20 protein-coding genes are annotated in these 16,635 nt (G+C 69.9%); 17 read left to right on the forward strand and 3 right to left on the reverse strand.

Annotation, left to right across the window (positions count from 1 at the left end; genetic code table 11):
- Nucleotides 1–9: 9 nt before the first annotated feature.
- Nucleotides 10–447 (reverse strand): metallopeptidase family protein, encoded by a 438-nt coding sequence (locus ACZK39_RS07545; protein WP_182784741.1) that lies wholly within the window; start codon nt 445–447, stop codon nt 10–12.
- A 37-nt stretch (nt 448–484) separates the two neighbouring features.
- On the opposite strand from ACZK39_RS07545, the gene ACZK39_RS07550 reads away from it, so the two are divergent.
- Genes ACZK39_RS07550 through ahcY form a run of 6 tightly spaced genes read left to right on the forward strand, consistent with a single transcriptional unit; the run spans nt 485 to nt 5,328 of the window.
- On the forward strand, nt 485–850 hold the full coding sequence (locus ACZK39_RS07550) for a DUF3499 domain-containing protein (RefSeq protein ID WP_182784743.1): 366 nt from the start codon (nt 485–487) through the stop codon (nt 848–850).
- Nucleotides 851–882: 32 nt separating this feature from the next.
- Entirely contained in the window at nt 883–2,232 is a 1,350-nt protein-coding gene (locus tag ACZK39_RS07555; RefSeq protein ID WP_463612958.1) for a phosphohexomutase domain-containing protein, read from the forward strand.
- Between the two features lie 33 nt (nt 2,233–2,265).
- Entirely contained in the window at nt 2,266–2,457 is a 192-nt protein-coding gene (locus ACZK39_RS07560; RefSeq protein ID WP_182784745.1) for a Trm112 family protein, read from the forward strand.
- Complete coding sequence (locus tag ACZK39_RS07565) at nt 2,454–3,470, forward strand: phosphoheptose isomerase family protein (RefSeq protein ID WP_182784747.1); 1,017 nt, start codon at nt 2,454–2,456, stop codon at nt 3,468–3,470. The genes ACZK39_RS07560 and ACZK39_RS07565 overlap by 4 nt, the downstream gene beginning before the upstream one ends.
- A 4-nt stretch (nt 3,471–3,474) precedes the next feature.
- The gene (locus ACZK39_RS07570) at nt 3,475–3,921 is read left to right on the forward strand and encodes a type II 3-dehydroquinate dehydratase (RefSeq protein ID WP_182784749.1); all 447 of its coding nucleotides are present in this window, start codon (nt 3,475–3,477) and stop codon (nt 3,919–3,921) included.
- Nucleotides 3,922–3,930: 9 nt separating this feature from the next.
- On the forward strand, nt 3,931–5,328 hold the full coding sequence (gene ahcY / locus ACZK39_RS07575) for an adenosylhomocysteinase (protein WP_463612959.1): 1,398 nt from the start codon (nt 3,931–3,933) through the stop codon (nt 5,326–5,328).
- 7 nt (nt 5,329–5,335) lie between these two features.
- Here the strand turns inward: ahcY and ACZK39_RS07580 are convergent, their stop codons facing one another.
- On the reverse strand, nt 5,336–5,578 hold the full coding sequence (locus tag ACZK39_RS07580; protein ID WP_182784753.1) for a DUF3039 domain-containing protein: 243 nt from the start codon (nt 5,576–5,578) through the stop codon (nt 5,336–5,338).
- A 192-nt stretch (nt 5,579–5,770) separates the two neighbouring features.
- On the opposite strand from ACZK39_RS07580, the gene ACZK39_RS07585 reads away from it, so the two are divergent.
- The 3 genes from ACZK39_RS07585 to malQ are packed head-to-tail and all read left to right on the forward strand — an operon-like array spanning nt 5,771 to nt 10,025.
- On the forward strand, nt 5,771–7,135 hold the full coding sequence (locus ACZK39_RS07585) for an MFS transporter (RefSeq protein ID WP_182784755.1): 1,365 nt from the start codon (nt 5,771–5,773) through the stop codon (nt 7,133–7,135).
- Complete coding sequence (locus ACZK39_RS07590; protein ID WP_182784757.1) at nt 7,132–7,860, forward strand: RDD family protein; 729 nt, start codon at nt 7,132–7,134, stop codon at nt 7,858–7,860. Before ACZK39_RS07585 ends, ACZK39_RS07590 begins: the two co-directional genes overlap by 4 nt.
- An 11-nt stretch (nt 7,861–7,871) precedes the next feature.
- The gene (gene malQ, locus ACZK39_RS07595) at nt 7,872–10,025 is read left to right on the forward strand and encodes a 4-alpha-glucanotransferase (protein WP_463612960.1); all 2,154 of its coding nucleotides are present in this window, start codon (nt 7,872–7,874) and stop codon (nt 10,023–10,025) included.
- 39 nt (nt 10,026–10,064) lie between these two features.
- Here the strand turns inward: malQ and ACZK39_RS07600 are convergent, their stop codons facing one another.
- Nucleotides 10,065–11,417, reverse strand: coding sequence for a nicotinate phosphoribosyltransferase (locus ACZK39_RS07600; protein WP_459054766.1), 1,353 nt, complete (start codon nt 11,415–11,417; stop codon nt 10,065–10,067).
- Between the two features lie 23 nt (nt 11,418–11,440).
- On the opposite strand from ACZK39_RS07600, the gene clpS reads away from it, so the two are divergent.
- From clpS to ACZK39_RS07640, 8 genes are read left to right on the forward strand one after another with little or no spacing between them, the layout of a single operon-like run.
- Nucleotides 11,441–11,734, forward strand: a complete 294-nt coding sequence (gene clpS / locus ACZK39_RS07605; RefSeq protein ID WP_459054765.1) for an ATP-dependent Clp protease adapter ClpS — start codon at nt 11,441–11,443, stop codon at nt 11,732–11,734.
- Nucleotides 11,731–12,318, forward strand: coding sequence for a DUF2017 family protein (locus ACZK39_RS07610; protein ID WP_463612961.1), 588 nt, complete (start codon nt 11,731–11,733; stop codon nt 12,316–12,318). The genes clpS and ACZK39_RS07610 overlap by 4 nt, the downstream gene beginning before the upstream one ends.
- Nucleotides 12,311–13,135 (forward strand): glutamate racemase, encoded by an 825-nt coding sequence (gene murI, locus ACZK39_RS07615; RefSeq protein ID WP_182784766.1) that lies wholly within the window; start codon nt 12,311–12,313, stop codon nt 13,133–13,135. The genes ACZK39_RS07610 and murI overlap by 8 nt, the downstream gene beginning before the upstream one ends.
- A 5-nt stretch (nt 13,136–13,140) precedes the next feature.
- The gene (gene rph, locus ACZK39_RS07620) at nt 13,141–13,866 is read left to right on the forward strand and encodes a ribonuclease PH (protein WP_182784768.1); all 726 of its coding nucleotides are present in this window, start codon (nt 13,141–13,143) and stop codon (nt 13,864–13,866) included.
- A complete protein-coding gene (gene rdgB / locus ACZK39_RS07625) occupies nt 13,863–14,471 on the forward strand; it encodes an RdgB/HAM1 family non-canonical purine NTP pyrophosphatase (RefSeq protein ID WP_463612962.1) in 609 nt (202 codons plus the stop codon). Before rph ends, rdgB begins: the two co-directional genes overlap by 4 nt.
- Nucleotides 14,468–15,280, forward strand: coding sequence for a thymidylate synthase (locus tag ACZK39_RS07630; RefSeq protein WP_459054763.1), 813 nt, complete (start codon nt 14,468–14,470; stop codon nt 15,278–15,280). Before rdgB ends, ACZK39_RS07630 begins: the two co-directional genes overlap by 4 nt.
- An 18-nt stretch (nt 15,281–15,298) precedes the next feature.
- A complete protein-coding gene (locus ACZK39_RS07635; protein WP_459054762.1) occupies nt 15,299–16,156 on the forward strand; it encodes a DUF1707 SHOCT-like domain-containing protein in 858 nt (285 codons plus the stop codon).
- On the forward strand, nt 16,153–16,635 hold the full coding sequence (locus ACZK39_RS07640) for a dihydrofolate reductase (protein ID WP_459054761.1): 483 nt from the start codon (nt 16,153–16,155) through the stop codon (nt 16,633–16,635). Before ACZK39_RS07635 ends, ACZK39_RS07640 begins: the two co-directional genes overlap by 4 nt.

Consider the following 16,635-nt stretch of genomic DNA (forward strand, 5'->3'; position numbering starts at 1 on the left):
CCGAGCTGCTCAGTCCTCGTCGTCCCAGGAGGCGCCGCCCACCAGCTCGTCGATGCTGCGACCCGTCAGCGTCGACAGCTGCTCGACGATGGTGCGGTGCACCAGTCGACGCAGCTGGCTGCGCGAGGATGACCGATGCTCCAGCGGACGCTCGAAGATCACGATCTGCGCCCTCCGGCCCCGGCTGGACTCCAGGGCGGCCGAGAGCGGCACGCGGTCACCGGACCAGGCCACATTCAGGTGCGGCACCTCCTCCACGCCCACGACGATGCCGTTCAGCGCGTCCGGGGCCACCGCCGCGATGGCGGCCATGGCGGAGGTGACGCAGTCGTTGAAGAAGTCCACGCGGGAGGGCCGGCTCAACGGCACGGCTGTGCCGGTCCACTGATTGGGGGTGGCCAGGGGGCCGCGAATCCCGCGCCCGTGCCGGTCTCGTCTGCGTGGCATGCCGCCACCCTAGCCCGTGGTCGGGTAGCGTCAGCCCGTGCGCAGATGTTCCAGGACCGCGTGCGTGGCCCCCGCCCTCGCCACGCTGACCTACGTCTACGCCGACTCCACGGCCGTGTTGGGGCCGCTCGCGTTGGCCGCGGAGCCCGGCTCCTACGATCTGTGCGCCGTCCACGCCGAGCGCACCAGCGTCCCCAAGGGCTGGGAGGTCATCCGGCTCCCGCTCGACGGTCGCGGGCCCGCCCCGGACGTCCCGTCGGACGATCTCATGGCCCTGGCCGATGCCGTGCGCGCCATCGGGCTGCGTCACGACGACCCGGTCCCGGCACCCCTCCCTGCAGCCCCGGAGCTGCCGCCAGGTGGTCGCGGCGGGCACCTGCGCCTCGTGCCGACGATCGACTGAGCCGCACCGCTCCAGGAGATAGGCTGGCCCGCGTGCTAGCCCCGCAGATCTTCAAGGCCAACGACATCCGTGGCATCGTCGTCGGCCATGCTCCCGAGTGGGACGTCGACGGCGCCCGGGCGCTCGGCGCCGCGTTCGTCGAGCTGCTCGGCCCTGACGAGTTCGTGCTGGGCCGCGACATGCGCACCCTTGGCCGCGAGCTCTCGCTCGCCTTCGCCGACGGCGCCCGGCGTGCCGGGGCCTCGGTGGTGGACATCGGTCTCAGCTCCACCGACGAGCTGTGGTTCGCCTCCGGCTGGTTGCGCCTCCCTGGCGTCCAGTTCACCGCCAGCCACAACCCCAGCACCTACAACGGCATCAAGTTCTGCCTGGCGGACGCGCGGCCGGTGCCGGCGGACTTCATGGCCCGCCTTCGGGACGTCGCCGCCACCGCTGTCCTCGGCCCCGAGCCCACGGGCGGCTACCGCGAGCTTGACGCCCTCGAGCCCTACGCGGACAAGCTGGGGGATCTGGTCCCGCCGACGGGGGATCGCGAGCTGACCGTCGTCGTGGACGCAGGAAACGGCATGGCCGGACACACCGCGCTCACCGCGCTGGCGGGACGCGGGCTGGACGTGGTGGGTCTCTACCTGGAGCTCGACGGCACCTTCCCCAACCATCCCGCCAACCCGCTGGAGCCGGAGAACCTGGTGGACGCGCAGCGCGCCGTCCTCGAACACGGCGCGGACCTGGGCCTGGTGTTCGACGGAGACGCGGACCGCTGCTTCATCATCGACGAGCTCGGAGGCGTGGTGGACCCGTCGGTGGTCACCGCCATGATCGCGGTGGCGGAGCTGGCCAAGCATCCCGGCTCCACGATCGTCACCAACACCATCACGTCCTGGTGCGTCGGCGAGGCCGTGGCCCGCCACGGCGGGCGGGTGGAGCAGTCGATGGTCGGCCACACCTACGTGAAGGCGCTGATGGCCGAGACCGGGGCTGTGTTCGGCGGCGAACACTCCGCCCACTACTACTTCCGTGACTTCTGGTCCGCGGACACCGGAATGCTGGCCGCTCTCCACCTGATCGAGCTGGTCAGGCGTGCGGACCAGCCCTTGTCCGCGCTGGCGGCGGTCTTCGACGGCTACCACCGCTCCGGCGAGCTCAACTCCACCGTCACCGACGCCGGCGCGTGCACGGCTCGCGTGGCGGCCGCCTTCGAGGGCCGGGGCGTGGCGGACCGGATGGACGGCCTCAGCGTCCGCAACCCTGAGGCCGGGTGGTGGATCAACCTGCGGTCCAGCAACACCGAGCCCCTGCTCAGACTCAACGTGGAGGCCCGCGACGAGGCCACGATGCTCGCCCTGCGCGACGAGGTGCTCGGGCTCGTCCGGGCCGGGTAGATTCGAACCGAGAACCAAGGGAGGTCAAGGACGATGGCAGACAACACGATGGAACTCTCGCCCGAGTTCATGGCGGTGGCGGCGTGCCCCGCGTGCCACGCGAAGTTCGCCGTGGACTACGACGCGCACGAGCTGGTGTGCACCAACCAGGCGTGCGGCCTGGCCTACCCCGTACGGGACAACATCCCCGTGCTCCTGATCGACCAGGCCCGCAGCACGCTGTGAACGGGCAGTTCTTCGACGACTCGAGGTTGGAGGACCCGGGCCTCGAGGCGCATGAGGGTCTCCGTCGGCTGGCGTCGGCCGGGGCGAGGATCCGGCGCGCGGCTCTGTCGGAACCGGTCGGCCATCTGGAGCGGGCGGACAGGCCCCGCGGCATTCTGGCGCTCGGCACGGAGGCCCGCCTGGTGCGCGCCGTGCTGGAGGTGGCCTGCCCGGTGCCGTTCATGGCGTGGCCCGGCCCAGGGCTCCCCGCGTGGGTGGGGCCGTTGGACCTCACCGTCGTGCTGGGCGATCACGACACCCCCGAATGGGTGCTGCAGTGCGCCGCGGAGGCCATGCGCCGCGGCTCGATGATGATCGTCGCGGCACCGATGGATTCGCGCCTGGCGCAGCTGACCTCCTCCTCTGCCACCACGCTCATCCCCACCTTGGAGCCTGATTCCCTGGCCGCCGCGGTGGGGGTGTTGTCGCTGCTTGGGGATCTCGGGCTCGGGCCCGCCGTGCATACCGGCCACGTGGCAGATGCCGCGGACCTGGTGGCGGAGGCGTGCGCTCCCGGCCGGGACCTGTCGGTGAATCCGGGGAAGGAGATGGCGCTGAACCTGGCGGACACACTGCCGCTGATCTGGGGCGGCACGGTGCTGGCAGGCCGGGCCTCGCGCAGGATCGCCGAGGCCGTCCGCCGCGCCTCCGGCAGGCCCGCCCTGGCAGCAGACGCCTCCGAGCTCGACACCCTGCTGCGCGCGGTCAAGCCGAAGGACCCGTTCGCGGATCCCCTCGAGGGCGACGCCGAGGCCCAGCCGTGCCTGGTCCTGCTCGACGACGACAAGCTGACCGATCGCCTCAGCGACGTGGCCGAACGGCTGGCGGCCCGCGCCGAGTCCGTCGGAGCCCGGGTGGCACGACTGTCCTCCGGGGACGCGGACCTGGCCCTCAGCGACGTGGAGCGCTATGTCACCCTCCTGCAGCGCGGGCTCTACGGCGCCGCCTACCTTGAGATCGGGCTGGCAGACTAACGCCATGCGCACGGTCTTCGTCCTCAATGGTCCCAACCTCGGCCGGCTCGGCACCCGGCAGCCGGAGGTCTACGGCGCCACCACCCACGCTCAACTGGCGGCCCACCTCGTCGAGTCGGGACGGGGCATGGGGCTGAACGTAGAGGTGCGCCAGACGGACCATGAGGGCGAGATGATCGCGTGGTTGCACGAGGCTGCCGACGCCGGTGCCCCCGTCGTGCTCAACGCGGGGGCCTGGACCCACTACTCCTACGCGGTGGCAGACGCGGCCGCCCTGGTGCCCAGCTACGTCGAGGTCCACATCTCCAACGTCCACGGCCGCGAGGAGTTCCGCCAGCACAGCGTGCTCTCGGCCAAGGCCCAGGGCATCATCATCGGCTGCGGGGTGGGTGGCTACGACCTCGCACTGGCCCACATCGCCGCGTCGGGGGAGGCCCCGTCGGCCGGGTAGAGTGGCGGCGTGGATTTTCGCGTAGCTGACCTGTCCCTTGCCGACTTCGGCCGCAGGGAGATGACCCTCGCCGAGCACGAGATGCCCGGCCTGATGGCAATGCGGGAACGCTACGGCACCAGCCGGCCGTTGGCCGGTGCCAGGATCGCCGGATCCCTGCACATGACCATCCAGACGGCGGTCCTCATCGAGACCCTCGTGGCGCTGGGCGCCGAGGTGCGGTGGGCGTCGTGCAACATCTTCTCCACGCAGGACCACGCGGCTGCAGCCATCGCCGCCGCAGGGATTCCCGTCTTCGCCTGGAAGGGAGAGACGTTGGAGGAGTACTGGTGGTGCACCCGCCAGATCCTGCAGTGGCCGGACGGCGGTCAGCCCAACATGATCCTCGACGACGGCGGGGACGCCACGCTGCTGGTGCATGAGGGCGTCGCGGCCCAGCGCTCCGGTGCAGTCCCCGAGGCCGCCGACGGCGACCCCCTGGAGTGGCGCGTCGTCCTGGACACGCTGCGCCAGGCGCAGGGCGTCGTGGACTGGCAGGCGCTCGCGGACTCCGTCAAGGGCGTCACCGAGGAGACCACCACCGGCGTCCACCGCCTCTACGAGATGTTCCGAGAGGGCACGCTGCTGTTCCCGGCCATCAACGTCAACGACTCGGTCACCAAGTCCAAGTTCGACAACAAGTACGGCTGCCGGCACTCCCTCATCGACGGCATCAACAGGGCCACCGACGTCCTGATCGGCGGCAAGGTGGCCGTGGTGTTCGGCTACGGAGACGTGGGCAAGGGCTGCGCCGAGTCGCTGCGCGGCCAGGGCGCCCGCGTCATCGTCACCGAGGTCGATCCCATCTGCGCCCTCCAGGCCGCGATGGACGGCTACCAGGTGGCTGCGCTCGACTCCGTGGTGGAGCGGGCGGACATCTTCATCACCGCCACCGGCTGCTGCGACGTCATCACCGCCGACGACATGGCCAGGATGAAGCACCAGGCCATCGTCGGCAACATCGGCCACTTCGACAACGAGATCGACATGGCTGGCCTGGAGTCGCGCTCGGATGTGGAGAAGATCGAGATCAAGCCGCAGGTGCACGAGTGGCGCTTCGCGGACGGGCACTCGGTCCTTGTCCTGAGCGAGGGCCGGCTGCTGAATCTCGGCAACGCCACCGGCCACCCGTCGTTCGTGATGAGCAACTCGTTCACCAACCAGGTGCTCGCCCAGATCGAGCTGTTCACCAAGACCGACGAGTACCCCGTGGGTGTGTACACGCTGCCGAAGCACCTCGACGAGGAGGTGGCCCGCCTCCACCTGGCCGCCCTCGGCGTGGAGCTGTCCACGCTCACCGACAAGCAGGCCGGCTACCTCGGGGTGGACCCGTACGGCCCGTTCAAGCCGGACAGCTACCGCTACTGAGGCAGGCTCACTCGCCGGGGTTCATGGACTGCCAGATCTCCTTGCACTCCGGGCAGACGGGGAACTTCTCGGGGTTCTTCGTCGGCACCCACACCTTGCCGCAGAGCGCCACGACGGGGGTGCCGTTGACCATGGCGGCCACCAGCTTCTCCTTGGGCACGTAGTGCGAGAAGCGGTCCTGGTCGCCGTCCTCGAACAGCTCAGTGCGCTCCTGAGTGACGGTCTGTGATCCGGGGGCGAGCTCAGTCATGCCCCCTATGCTAGTGTCCTGCGCCAGAAGCTCGCTGCGATTGACGGCCCCCCAGCGGCGCCTCGCCGCGTTCTCCTCACTCGACGAACGACCAAGTGCTACTTCGCTCGTCGGCCTTGCGATCCATCCCCTGGGACACCGCCACCCATCAACGAACTTCTGGCGCAGGGCACTAGTCGGCGGAGGTGGGCAATGACCGGGTCTGGGCAACGCATGCTCATCGTCGGCATCATGCTGTCGGTCTTCTCGGTGGCCTTCCAGTCCATCGGGCTGGCCACCGCGATCCCCACCATCATGGAGTCGTTCAACTCCGCCCACCTGTACCCCTGGGCGTTCACCACCATGATCTCGGGCATGCTGCTGGCCACCATCGTCAGTGGCCGGGTGGCCGACACGCGCGGTCCGGCGTTGCCGATGTACGCGGGGTTCGCCCTCTTCGCCGTCGGCCTGATCCTCGGCTGGCTCGCGCCGACGGTGTGGGTGGTGCTGGCGGCCCGCGTGGTGCAGGGCCTCGGGGCGGGGGCACTCAACCTCACGTTGTCGGTGACCGTGGCGCATGGGTTCGAGCCCCGCGACCGGCCCCGCGTGATGGCCCTGGTCTCGTTCTGCTGGCTGCTGCCGGCCTTCATCGGCCCCCCGTTCGCGGCGTGGCTGACGCAGTACGACTGGCGCCTGGTGTTCGCCACCATGCTTCCGCTGGTGGTGGTCGCGTTCCTCATGACCGGACCGGGCCTGCGCAGCGTCCAGGCGCGGTTCCGCGCGGGAGAGGACGCCGTCGCGCCCATCGCAGTGTGGCCCACGGTGGCGGTCACGCTGGGGCCCTCGTTCATCCTGCTGGCCGGGCAGGACCTCGGCTGGCTGAGCGCGGCCTCAGCCGTGCTGGGCGTTGCGGCGCTGGTGTGGGGTCTTCCGAGGATCCTCGCGCCCGGGACCCTCGGCGTGGGGCCGGGAATCCCCAGCGTGGTGCTCGCCCGGGCCATCCAGGCCGGATCCTTCTTCGCCGCCGAGACCATCCTGCTGGTCACCCTCCAGCAGTTGCGCGGGCTCACCCCGTTCGAGGTGGGGTTGGCGCTCACCGTCGGCAGCATCGGATGGACCCTCGGCTCCTGGCTGCAGTCCCAGGCGTGGGTGCGCCTGCACCGCGACTCCTACGTCACCTGGGGTGCGGCCTGCTCGACGGTGGGCATCGCGGCGATCACCGCCTTCGCCTGGTGGCCGGCCCTCCCGCTATGGGTGGGGCTGGGCGCCTGGATCGTGGGCGGTCTCGGCATGGGCCTGACCATGCCCAGCTCGGCGGTGGCCGTGATGAGTCTGTCGTCGGCCTTCCAGCAGGGCCGCAACCAGTCCTCGATGCAGGTGGCCGAGTCCGTGGGCAACGCGGTGATCACCGCGCTGGCCGGTGGCCTCTACACCGCGCTGCTGATGGTCGAGCCGCCGAAGCTGGCCTACTCGGTGCCGCTGCTGGTCCTCAGCGTCGCATCGGTGGCTGCCATCGTCGTCAGCAGGCGGATCGGGCGCATCCGCAACGAGTTGCTCGTGGCATCCTTGGACCCATGACCTACACCCCCCAGCAGCCGCCCGCAGGATGGTACCCAGACCCGGCCGGCTCCGGAGGCGAGCGCTTCTGGGACGGTATCGCCTGGTCCCAGGCCACGCGGGACCCGCACAGTCCGCCGCCATCGCATCCGCAGCCCCACCCGCAGCAGTCCTACGGCGCGCAACCGGGCTACGGCGCACAACCGGGCTACGGCACGCCTATGGGGGACACGCGCTACCAGCAGGAGCGTCCCTACGCGGGCTTCGGGTGGCGCGTGCTCGGTTTCATCATCGACTCCATCCTCCTGGGCATCCTCACCCAGATCGTCGCGGGCGCCCTCGGTCTCAACGCTGCGCTCGAGGTGGCGCTCCTGCGCTGGCAGCGGGACCTCACCGTGTTCGCGGAGAACCCCGTCGGCGATCTGCCGCTCCCCGGCGACGACTTCTGGACAGCGATGCTCTACAGCGCCATCCTGGGGGCCGCCCTGATGGCTGCGTACCGGACGGTCCTGTACGGCACACTCAGCGCCACCGTCGGCCAGTTGGCGCTGGGGCTACGGGTGGTCAAGGCGGGCGCCCCCGCGGACTCCAAGCTGGACTGGGGCACGGCGGCGGTCCGTGGGATCGTCAGCGCCGTCCTCTACGAGGTGATCTGGGTGATCAACGGACTCTTTGCCGCGTTCACGCGCGAGAAGCAGACGCTCGGTGACATGATCGCCAGAACACACGTCCTCAAGATCCGCTAAGGGCCCTCATCGTGAATGACCTCCACCCCGGCCTGACCCAGTTGGCAGAGCGCTTCGGCATCGCCCAGGAGTTCTGGGACTGGAAGGGCCGCCACGTGCCCATTCCGGCCGAAACCATCGTGTCCGTGCTCGCCGCCTTCGACGTCGACGCCGGCACGCCAGAGACGGCAGCCGCAGCACTGACCAGGCTGGAGGACGAGCGCTGGTTGCGCACCGTCCCCTCCTGCACCGTCGTGGAGGAGGGGCGCGGCGTGCACGTGGCGATCCACGTCCCCGCCGGCACGCAGGTCCGGGTCCAGGTGCGCCTCGAATCGGGTGAGACGCGCCCCGCGTGGCAGTCCGAGAACTTCGCACCGGACCGGTGGGTGGACGGGGTCGCCATCGGGGAGGCCACGTTCTGGCTGGGCGAGGATCTTCCCACCGGCTACCACCACGTGGTGGCGCACACGGACACCGGCGTGCACACGGGCTCGTTGATCGTCACTCCGTCGTTCGTCGGCTTCCCTCCCGCGATGCGCAACCAGCGGATCTGGGGCTACGGCACGCAGCTGTATTCGGTGACCTCGCGGCAGTCCTGGGGGATCGGTGACCTCGCGGACCTCGCGGACCTGATCACCTGGTCCGGCACCAAGCAGTTCGCAGGCTACGTGCTGATCAACCCGCTTCACGCCGCCCAGCCCGTCCCCCCGATGGAGCCCTCGCCCTACCTCCCGGCGAGCCGCCGCTTCATCAACCCGATCTACATCCGTCCCGAGGCGATCGAGGAGTACGCCACCCTCGGCCGCTCCGTGCGGATGCGGATCAAGGCGCTCCGGCGGCAGGCGCAGGCCGCCGCGGAATCATCCGGCATCGTGGACCGCAACGCCATCTGGCCGCTGAAGATCGAGGCTCTGCGGCTCATCCACGAGTCCGGCATGCGCTCGGCCCGGCGGATCGCCTACGACGACTTCCGCCGCCGTGAGGGCAGCGGTCTGCGCAACTTCGCGCTCTGGTCCTGCCTGTGCCTGACCCACGGTCAGCTGTGGACCGAGTGGCCCGAGGAGCTTCGCCGGCCTTCGTCGCCGGCGGTGGCCGCCTACGCCGAGGAGCACGCAGCCGAGGTGGACTTCTTCGAGTGGCTGCAGTGGGTGGCCCAGACGCAGGTGTCCGCCGCGCAGACCGTGGCCGCGGAGGTCAACATGCCGGTGGGTATCGTCACGGACCTCGCGGTGGGTGTGCACCGTCAGGGCGCCGAGACGTGGATGATGCCCGACGTGTTCGCCGGGGGGATGAGCGTGGGCGCGCCGCCGGATCAGTACAACCAGGCCGGTCAGGATTGGGGACAGCCGCCGTGGCGCCCGGACAAGCTGGAGGAGCTGGCCTACGCCCCGTTCCGCGCCATGGTCTCGGCAGCTCTGCGGCGCGTGGGTGGGGCTCGGATCGACCACATCATCGGACTGTTCCGGCTGTGGTGGGTGCCGATGGGCCTGGGCCCCACGAAGGGCACCTACGTCCGCAACAACCACGAGGCGCTGGTGGGCATCCTGGCGTTGGAGGCGCAACGCGCGCAGGCCCTGATCGTGGGCGAGGACCTCGGCACCGTCGAGCCCTGGGTGCGTGACTACCTCTCGCGCCGGGGCATCCTCGGCACCTCGGTGCTGTGGTTCGAGGCCGGCATGCAGGGCGAACCGCTGGATTCCCAGTGGTGGCGCCAGTACTGCATGGCGTCGGTGACCACCCATGACCTCCCTCCCACGCTTGGCTACCTGGCCGGAGATCACGTTCGGCTGCGGGACGACCTGGGTCTGCTCACCGAGCCCCTCCAGGAGGAGTTGGAGACCGCCCAGCGCGAGCAGGCCGGCTGGCTTGCCAAGCTCGTCGAGGACGGGCTCCTGGCCCCCGATCAGACCGACGACCAGGTTGAGGTGCTGCTAGCGCTGCACAAGTTCCTCCTGCGCACCCCGTCGAAGGTGCTGCTCGCGGCGCTGACCGACGCGGTGGGGGAGCGGCAGACACAGAACCAGCCGGGGACGGTGGACGAGTACCCCAACTGGCGGGTGCCGCTCTCGGATCTTCGCGGGAAGCGGATCTCGCTGGAGGACATCTTCAAGGCGCAGCTGCCTCGCCGCCTGGCTGCCGTGATGAACGGGCTCGACGAGCAGCCGGAGTCGCGCTGGGAGTGGTGACGACCGACTGGTGTGACTCCCGGCGGCACCTCGTCGAGGTCAGATGTTGTGCACCACCGGCGCCGCCTGATAGGGGTTGGTGGTCTCGTCCCCGGTCTCGTCGAGGATCAGCGTCTCGAGCGCGGGCTCGCCCTTCGAGATCCGCAGCGCCCCCACCGGGAGCTCCGCCAGGGAGTCCAGATGCCTGCGGCGCGCGTCGTCGAGGGTGGCCCGGTAGACCACCTCGCCGCCCTGGATCACGGGAACCAGCAGGTCCCGGTCGTCGCCGTCGTTGCGGGGCGGGGTGCCCAGCCCGATCACCTCGGTCTCGGCCCGGCCGTCTGCCCCGCGGCGGCGCATCGCGAACTTGCGACCGCCCAGCGTGTTCTTGCCCTTGGACTTCTTCGCCACCGCAGTCATGTACGCGTCCGGCGCGTCGGAGTCGGCGCGCGCGACCAGCTTGTACACAAATCCGCAGGTGGGATGCCCTGAGCCGGTCACCAGGGCCGTGCCCACGCCGTAGCCGTCGACGGGAGCGCCTTGGAGGGCCGCGATCTGCCACTCGTCCAGGTCCGAGGTCACCATGATCTTGGTATGGGTGGCGCCGAGATCGTCGAGCAGGTCGCGGGCCTGGCGGGCGACGATGGCCAGATCACCGGAGTCCAGGCGGATAGCTCCCAGTCGGCCTTCGGTGAGCTCCACGCCGAGCCGGATCGCGGCGTCGATGTCGTAGGTGTCCACCAGCAGCGTGGTGGAGTCTCCCAAGGTGGCGAGCTGCGCCCGGAAGGCGTCCTCCTCCGTGTCGTGCAGGAGTGTGAACGAGTGGGCTGCGGTCCCGATCGTGGGGACCCCGTAGCTGCGGCCGGCCTCAAGGTTCGAGGTGGAGGCGAAGCCCGCCACGTAGGCGGCGCGGGCCGCGGCGACGGCGGACCACTCCTGAGTGCGTCGGGACCCCATCTCGGCGCAGGGCCTGTCGCCGGCCATCGACGTCATGCGCGAGGCGGCCGCGGCGATCGCAGAGTCGTGGTTGTATATCGCCAGCAGCACCGTCTCCAGCAGGCACGCCTCCGCGAAGGTGCCCTCGACGGAGAGCACGGGCGAGCCGGGGAAGTAGACCTCGCCCTCCGGATAGCCCCAGATATCGCCGTTGAAGCGGTAGTTGGCCAGCCACTCGGCCAGGTTGTCCTGGATGATGCCGCGCTGCAGGAGCCAGGTCAGCTCTGCCTCGTCGAACCGGAAGCGCTCGATGGCTTCGACGGCGCGGCCCAGCCCGGCCGCCACCCCGTAGCGGCGGCCCTCGGGGAGCCTGCGGGTGAACAGGTCGAAGAGGCTGCGCCGGTTGGCGGTGCCGGCGTTCATCGCGGCCTGCACCATGGTGAGCTCGTAGTGATCGGTGAGCAGCGCGGTGGTCATGAACGGCACCCTATCCTGGGGCCATGAGCAGTGCAGGCGATGGCGGAGTCGAGATCCTCGAGGCGCCCGCGGAGACCCCGGTGACGGTGGGCCAGTGGGTCACCATCGTGTGGGACGACCCCGTGAACCTGATGAGCTACGTCACCTACGTGTTCCAGGAGTACTTCAAATATCCGCTGGACAAGGCGGAGAAGCTCATGCTGCAGGTGCACAACGAGGGGAAGGCGGTGGTCTCCACGGGCAACCGCGAGTCCATGGAGCGAGACGTGCTGGCGATGCAGGGCTACAACCTGTGGGCCTCGATGGAGCAGTCATGATACTGGAACCCGACGACATCGTCTGGGCGTTCGACGGTAACGACGGACGCGCCGAAGGGCTGCGCTCGATGATCGAGCTGTACGTCGCCCAGGTGGTCACGCTGCTGCCCACCGAGAGCGACGACCCGTTCGAGCAGATCGTCTCCGACCTCTCCGACGACCCCACCAACCGGATGCTCGGCAATCCGCGGCTGGTGCGCCTGTTCCCGCCGGCCCTGCCGGACGCCAAGAGCGCCGACGACTTCTGGCGTGACTCGATCCACAGCCAGGCCCGCGCCCGGGTGGCCGCCGCCCGCGCCGTCGCACAGGACCTCCAGGGGTGGGAGGGCCATGTGCCCGTGGCGTTGGGCCGAGTCGATGACTGGGCGAAGGTACTCGGCGCGCTGCGGCTCTTCTGGTACACCGAGCTGGCCGGCCCGGAGCGTCTGGCGGAGCCGGACGACGCCGCCGTCGAGTCCGGTGGCCTGCACGACCTGATCGAGTGGCTGGGATTCCTCCTGGACGACCTCATGGAATCGCGCACCACGTGCCTACGGCTGGGAATCAGCATGGACCCGATGGACTTCGAGGCGGAAGATGACTAGTCAACTCATCGAGCGGCCCATCGGCGTCTTCGACTCGGGCTTCGGGGGCCTCACGGTGATGCGCTCCCTCGTCGAACAGCTGCCCAACGAGGACTTCATCTACCTCGGCGACACCGCGCGCGCGCCCTACGGGCCGCGCTCTATCGCCGAGGTGCGGGCCTTCGCGCTGGAGGGCCTGGACTTCCTCGCCGCCCAGGGTGTGAAGGCACTGGTGATCGCCTGCAACTCCGCTTCCTCGGCGGTGCTGCGGGACGCGCGAGAGCGCTACGACGTGCCCATCACCGAGGTGGTGCTGCCCGCCGCCAGCCGGGCTGTCGCGGCCACCCGCAACGGCAGGGTGGGCGTGGTGGCCACCGAGTCGACGGTGAACTCCCGCTCCTACGACGACGCATTCGCCATCGCGCCCCACATCACGCTGACCGCCCAGGCCTGCCCGAGGTTCGTCGAGTTCGTCGAGGCGGGCATCACCGGCGGCGACGAGCTCCTGGACGTGGCCCGCGAGTATCTCGAGCCCGTGGCCAAGGCCCACGTCGACACGCTGATCCTCGGCTGCACCCACTACCCGCTGCTGAGCGGGGTGATCAGCTATGTGCTCGGCAACGGCGTGACGCTGGTGTCGTCGGCCGAAGCCTGCGCGCAGTCCACCTACTCCCACCTCACCCAGGCCGGCCTGTTGCGGCACCAGCCCCGTGAGGCCACGCGCCGCTTCCTCACCACCGGAGACGCCACGGACTTCCACGGCATCGGGCGGCGTCTACTGGGCAGTTTCGTCACCAATGTCGAGCAGGTGAGCATCGCCGCCGCCACGGTAAGTTAGGCGCCATGACCTTTCGCCGTGCAGATGGACGCGCCCCCGATCAGCTCCGCGAGGTGCGCATCACCCGCAGCTGGCTCGATCACGCCGAGGGGTCTGTGCTGGTGGAGTTCGGCCGCACCCGCGTGCTCGTCGCGGCCTCCGTCACCGTCGGCGTCCCACGCTGGCGCAAGGGCTCCGGACTGGGCTGGGTCACGGCCGAGTACGCCATGCTGCCGCGTGCCACGCACACCCGCTCGGACCGGGAATCCGTCAAGGGGCGCCTCGGCGGGCGCACCCATGAAATCTCCCGCCTCATCGGCCGCTCGCTGCGGGCCGTGGTGGACTACAAGGCGCTCGGCGAGAACACGATCGTGCTGGACTGTGACGTGCTGCAGGCCGACGGCGGCACCCGCACCGCCGCCATCACCGGGGCCTATGTGGCCCTGGCCGACGCCGTCGAGCACCTGCGCGCGCTCGGAGCGTTGAAGGGGGAGCCGCTCACGGATTCGGTGGCGGCCGTGTCGGTGGGCTTCGACGCCGACGGTGTGGCCCTGCTGGACCTCGCCTACGAGGAGGATTCGGCGGCCGGCACGGACATGAACATCGTGATGACCGGGTCGGGGGCCTTCATCGAGGTGCAGGGCACCGCCGAGGGCACCCCGTTCAGCCGCGAGGAGCTGGGCACCCTGCTGGACCTGGGCACGGCCGGCTGCGAGGAACTCACCCGGCTGCAGCGGGAGGCCTTGGCGTGAGGCTCCCCGAGCGGCTGGTGCTGGCCACCAACAACCCGAAGAAGCTGGCGGAGCTGCGGCGCATCCTGGTGTCCGAGGGGGTGGGCGTCGAGGTGCTCGGCCTCGGCGACGTCGGCCGCTACCCTGAGCCCGCCGAGACCGAACGCACCTTCGAGGGCAACGCGTTCCTCAAGGCCGCGGCGGCCGCGCGCGAGACGGGCCTGATGGCCGTCGCCGACGATTCCGGCCTCGAGGTGGACGAGCTCAACGGCATGCCCGGTGTCCGCTCCGCGCGATGGGCGGGCCCGGCCTGCGACGACGAGGACAACAACCAGCTGCTGCTGGCCCAGCTCGACGGAGTACCCACGGAGCGCCGCACGGCGCGGTTCGTGTGCGCGCTGGCCATGGTCTCCCCCGCCGGGGAGCGGAGGATCTGGCACGGCACCATGCCGGGCCGGATCGCTGAGGCCCCCGAGGGGGAGCACGGCTTCGGCTACGATCCGCTGTTCATCCCAGCCGGTCTGGACGTCAGCTCCGCCGAGCTCAGCGCCGAGGAGAAGGACTCCATCAGCCACCGCGGCATCGCCGTGCGCGGATTCGTCGACTACCTCAAGGGCCTCTCGTGAAGCAGTACCTGGACCTCCTGCGCCACGTCACCGACACCGGCGTGGACAAGCCGGACCGCACCGGCACCGGGACGCGGTCCGTGTTCGGCTACCAGATGCGCTTCGATCTGGCCGAGGGCTTCCCGCTGCTCACCACCAAGAAGGTGCACACCCGGTCGGTGTTCGGCGAGCTGTTGTGGTTCCTCCGCGGCGACACGAACCTGGCCTGGCTGCACCAGAACAACATCACCATCTGGGACGAATGGGCCGACGCCGACGGCAACCTGGGCCCCATCTACGGCTACCAGTGGCGCTCCTGGCCCACGCCGGAGGGTCGCCACATCGACCAGCTGGCGGCCGTCGTCGAGTCCCTCAAGACCAAGCCGGACTCCCGCCGTCACATCGTCTCCGCCTGGAACGTGGCGGACGTGGAAGCCATGGCGCTCCCGCCGTGCCACATGATGTTCCAGTTCTACGTGGCGCCCGCGGACGACGGCGGCCCAGCGCGGCTGAGCTGCCAGCTGTACCAGCGCTCGGCGGACATCTTCCTCGGCGTGCCGTTCAACATCGCCTCCTACGCCCTGCTCACGCATCTCGTCGCTCAGGTGACCGGGCTGCGCGTAGGGGAGTTCGTCCACACGCTCGGAGATGCGCACATCTACTCCAACCACGTTGATCAGGTGGCCGAGCAGCTGACCCGCGAACCGAGGGACCTGCCGCAGCTGCGGCTCAACCCCGAGGTCACCGAGCTGGACGCGTTCACTCTGGCAGACATCGAGCTGGTGGGCTACGACCCGCACCCCGCCATCAAGGCGCCCATCGCCGTGTAGGCGGCTACCCTGTCCGTCATGAGCGAACTACGGCCGTCCTTCCAGGAGCGGGACCGGTACCTGGACCTGCTGTCCACGGCCTACGCCGACGGCCGGCTGGACGAGTCCGAGTTCGAGGCGCGCAGCAACGCCGTGCTGGCCGCGGTCACCCACCGCGACGCCATGGCCCAGTTCCAGGGCCTGCCGCAGCCCAACATCGTGCCCGTGACGCCAACCTATCCGCGCCCCCAACCTGGGCCGCCGCAGGCATTTCAGCCCCTTCCGGAGGTGTACCGCGGCCCGTCGTCGAGTGGAGTAGGACGCCGGGTTGTGCTCGGCGTCGCGGCAGCCATCGTCGGGATGGGGGCTTTGGGTGTGATCAGCTTTTCCGGTATGCGGACGAGCGAGTCCGGCTCGGGGGTCATGGACCCGATGATGCCGGAGCCCGAGTGGGCCGGGGGAGCCCTCGACCTGGACCCCGTGTACTTCGAGGGATGGGGCGAGACCTCGGCGCTGCTGCGTGAACACGGCTTGGACTCCCTCCTCGAGTTGCGCATCACGGTCGATGAGATCGGCGGTGTGGGATCTCAGGCCCGCGCGCCCGGCGAGCTCACCACCTTCTCGCGGCTGGGCATGGGGCCCATCGAGATGAGCGGATCGACGGCCGCCGGGCCGGTCAGCCTCGCGGACCTGAACCTCGTCGACGGGCTCGTCCCGCAGGCGCTGGACATGGCCGGGGCCAACCTCACCGGTGCCGTGTCCGAGGTGCTGCTGCTGTGGACAGAGGCCGGCGACCCGACGGTGCGCGTCACGGCCACCGACGGTCCAGCGTCCGGGTCGATCCAGATCGACGCCAACGGGGGGATGCTCGACTTTCAGCCGATGGAGCCACGATGAGGATCGTGGCGATCGCGGCCGTGGCGGATAACTGGGTGATCGGCTCCGGGGAGGACATGCTGTGGCACATCCCCGAGGACTTCCGCCGCTTCAAGAAGGTCACCACCGGCAACACGCTCATCTTCGGGCGGCGCACCCACGAGCAGATCGGGCTGCTGCCCAACCGGCGGATCATCGTCGTCACCCGAGACCCGGACTGGAGCGACGAGGGCGTCGAGGTGGCGCACTCGATCACCGAGGCCCTGGACCTGGCCGCCGAGACCCCCGAGCGGGTGTGCTTCGTCGGCGGCGGATCGCAGATCTACGAGGCGGCATGGCCGTACCTCACCGAGCTGGACATCACCCACGTCAACCAGCAACCCGACGGGGACGCTCGGTTCCCGGTCATCTCGCCGCGCGAGTGGACGGAGATCTCCCGCGAGGTGCGGGAGGGCTTCCACTTCTCGCAGTACGTGCCCACCCCGTCGGCCGCCGGCTGA

This window comes from Tessaracoccus luoxuelianae (assembly GCF_055326245.1).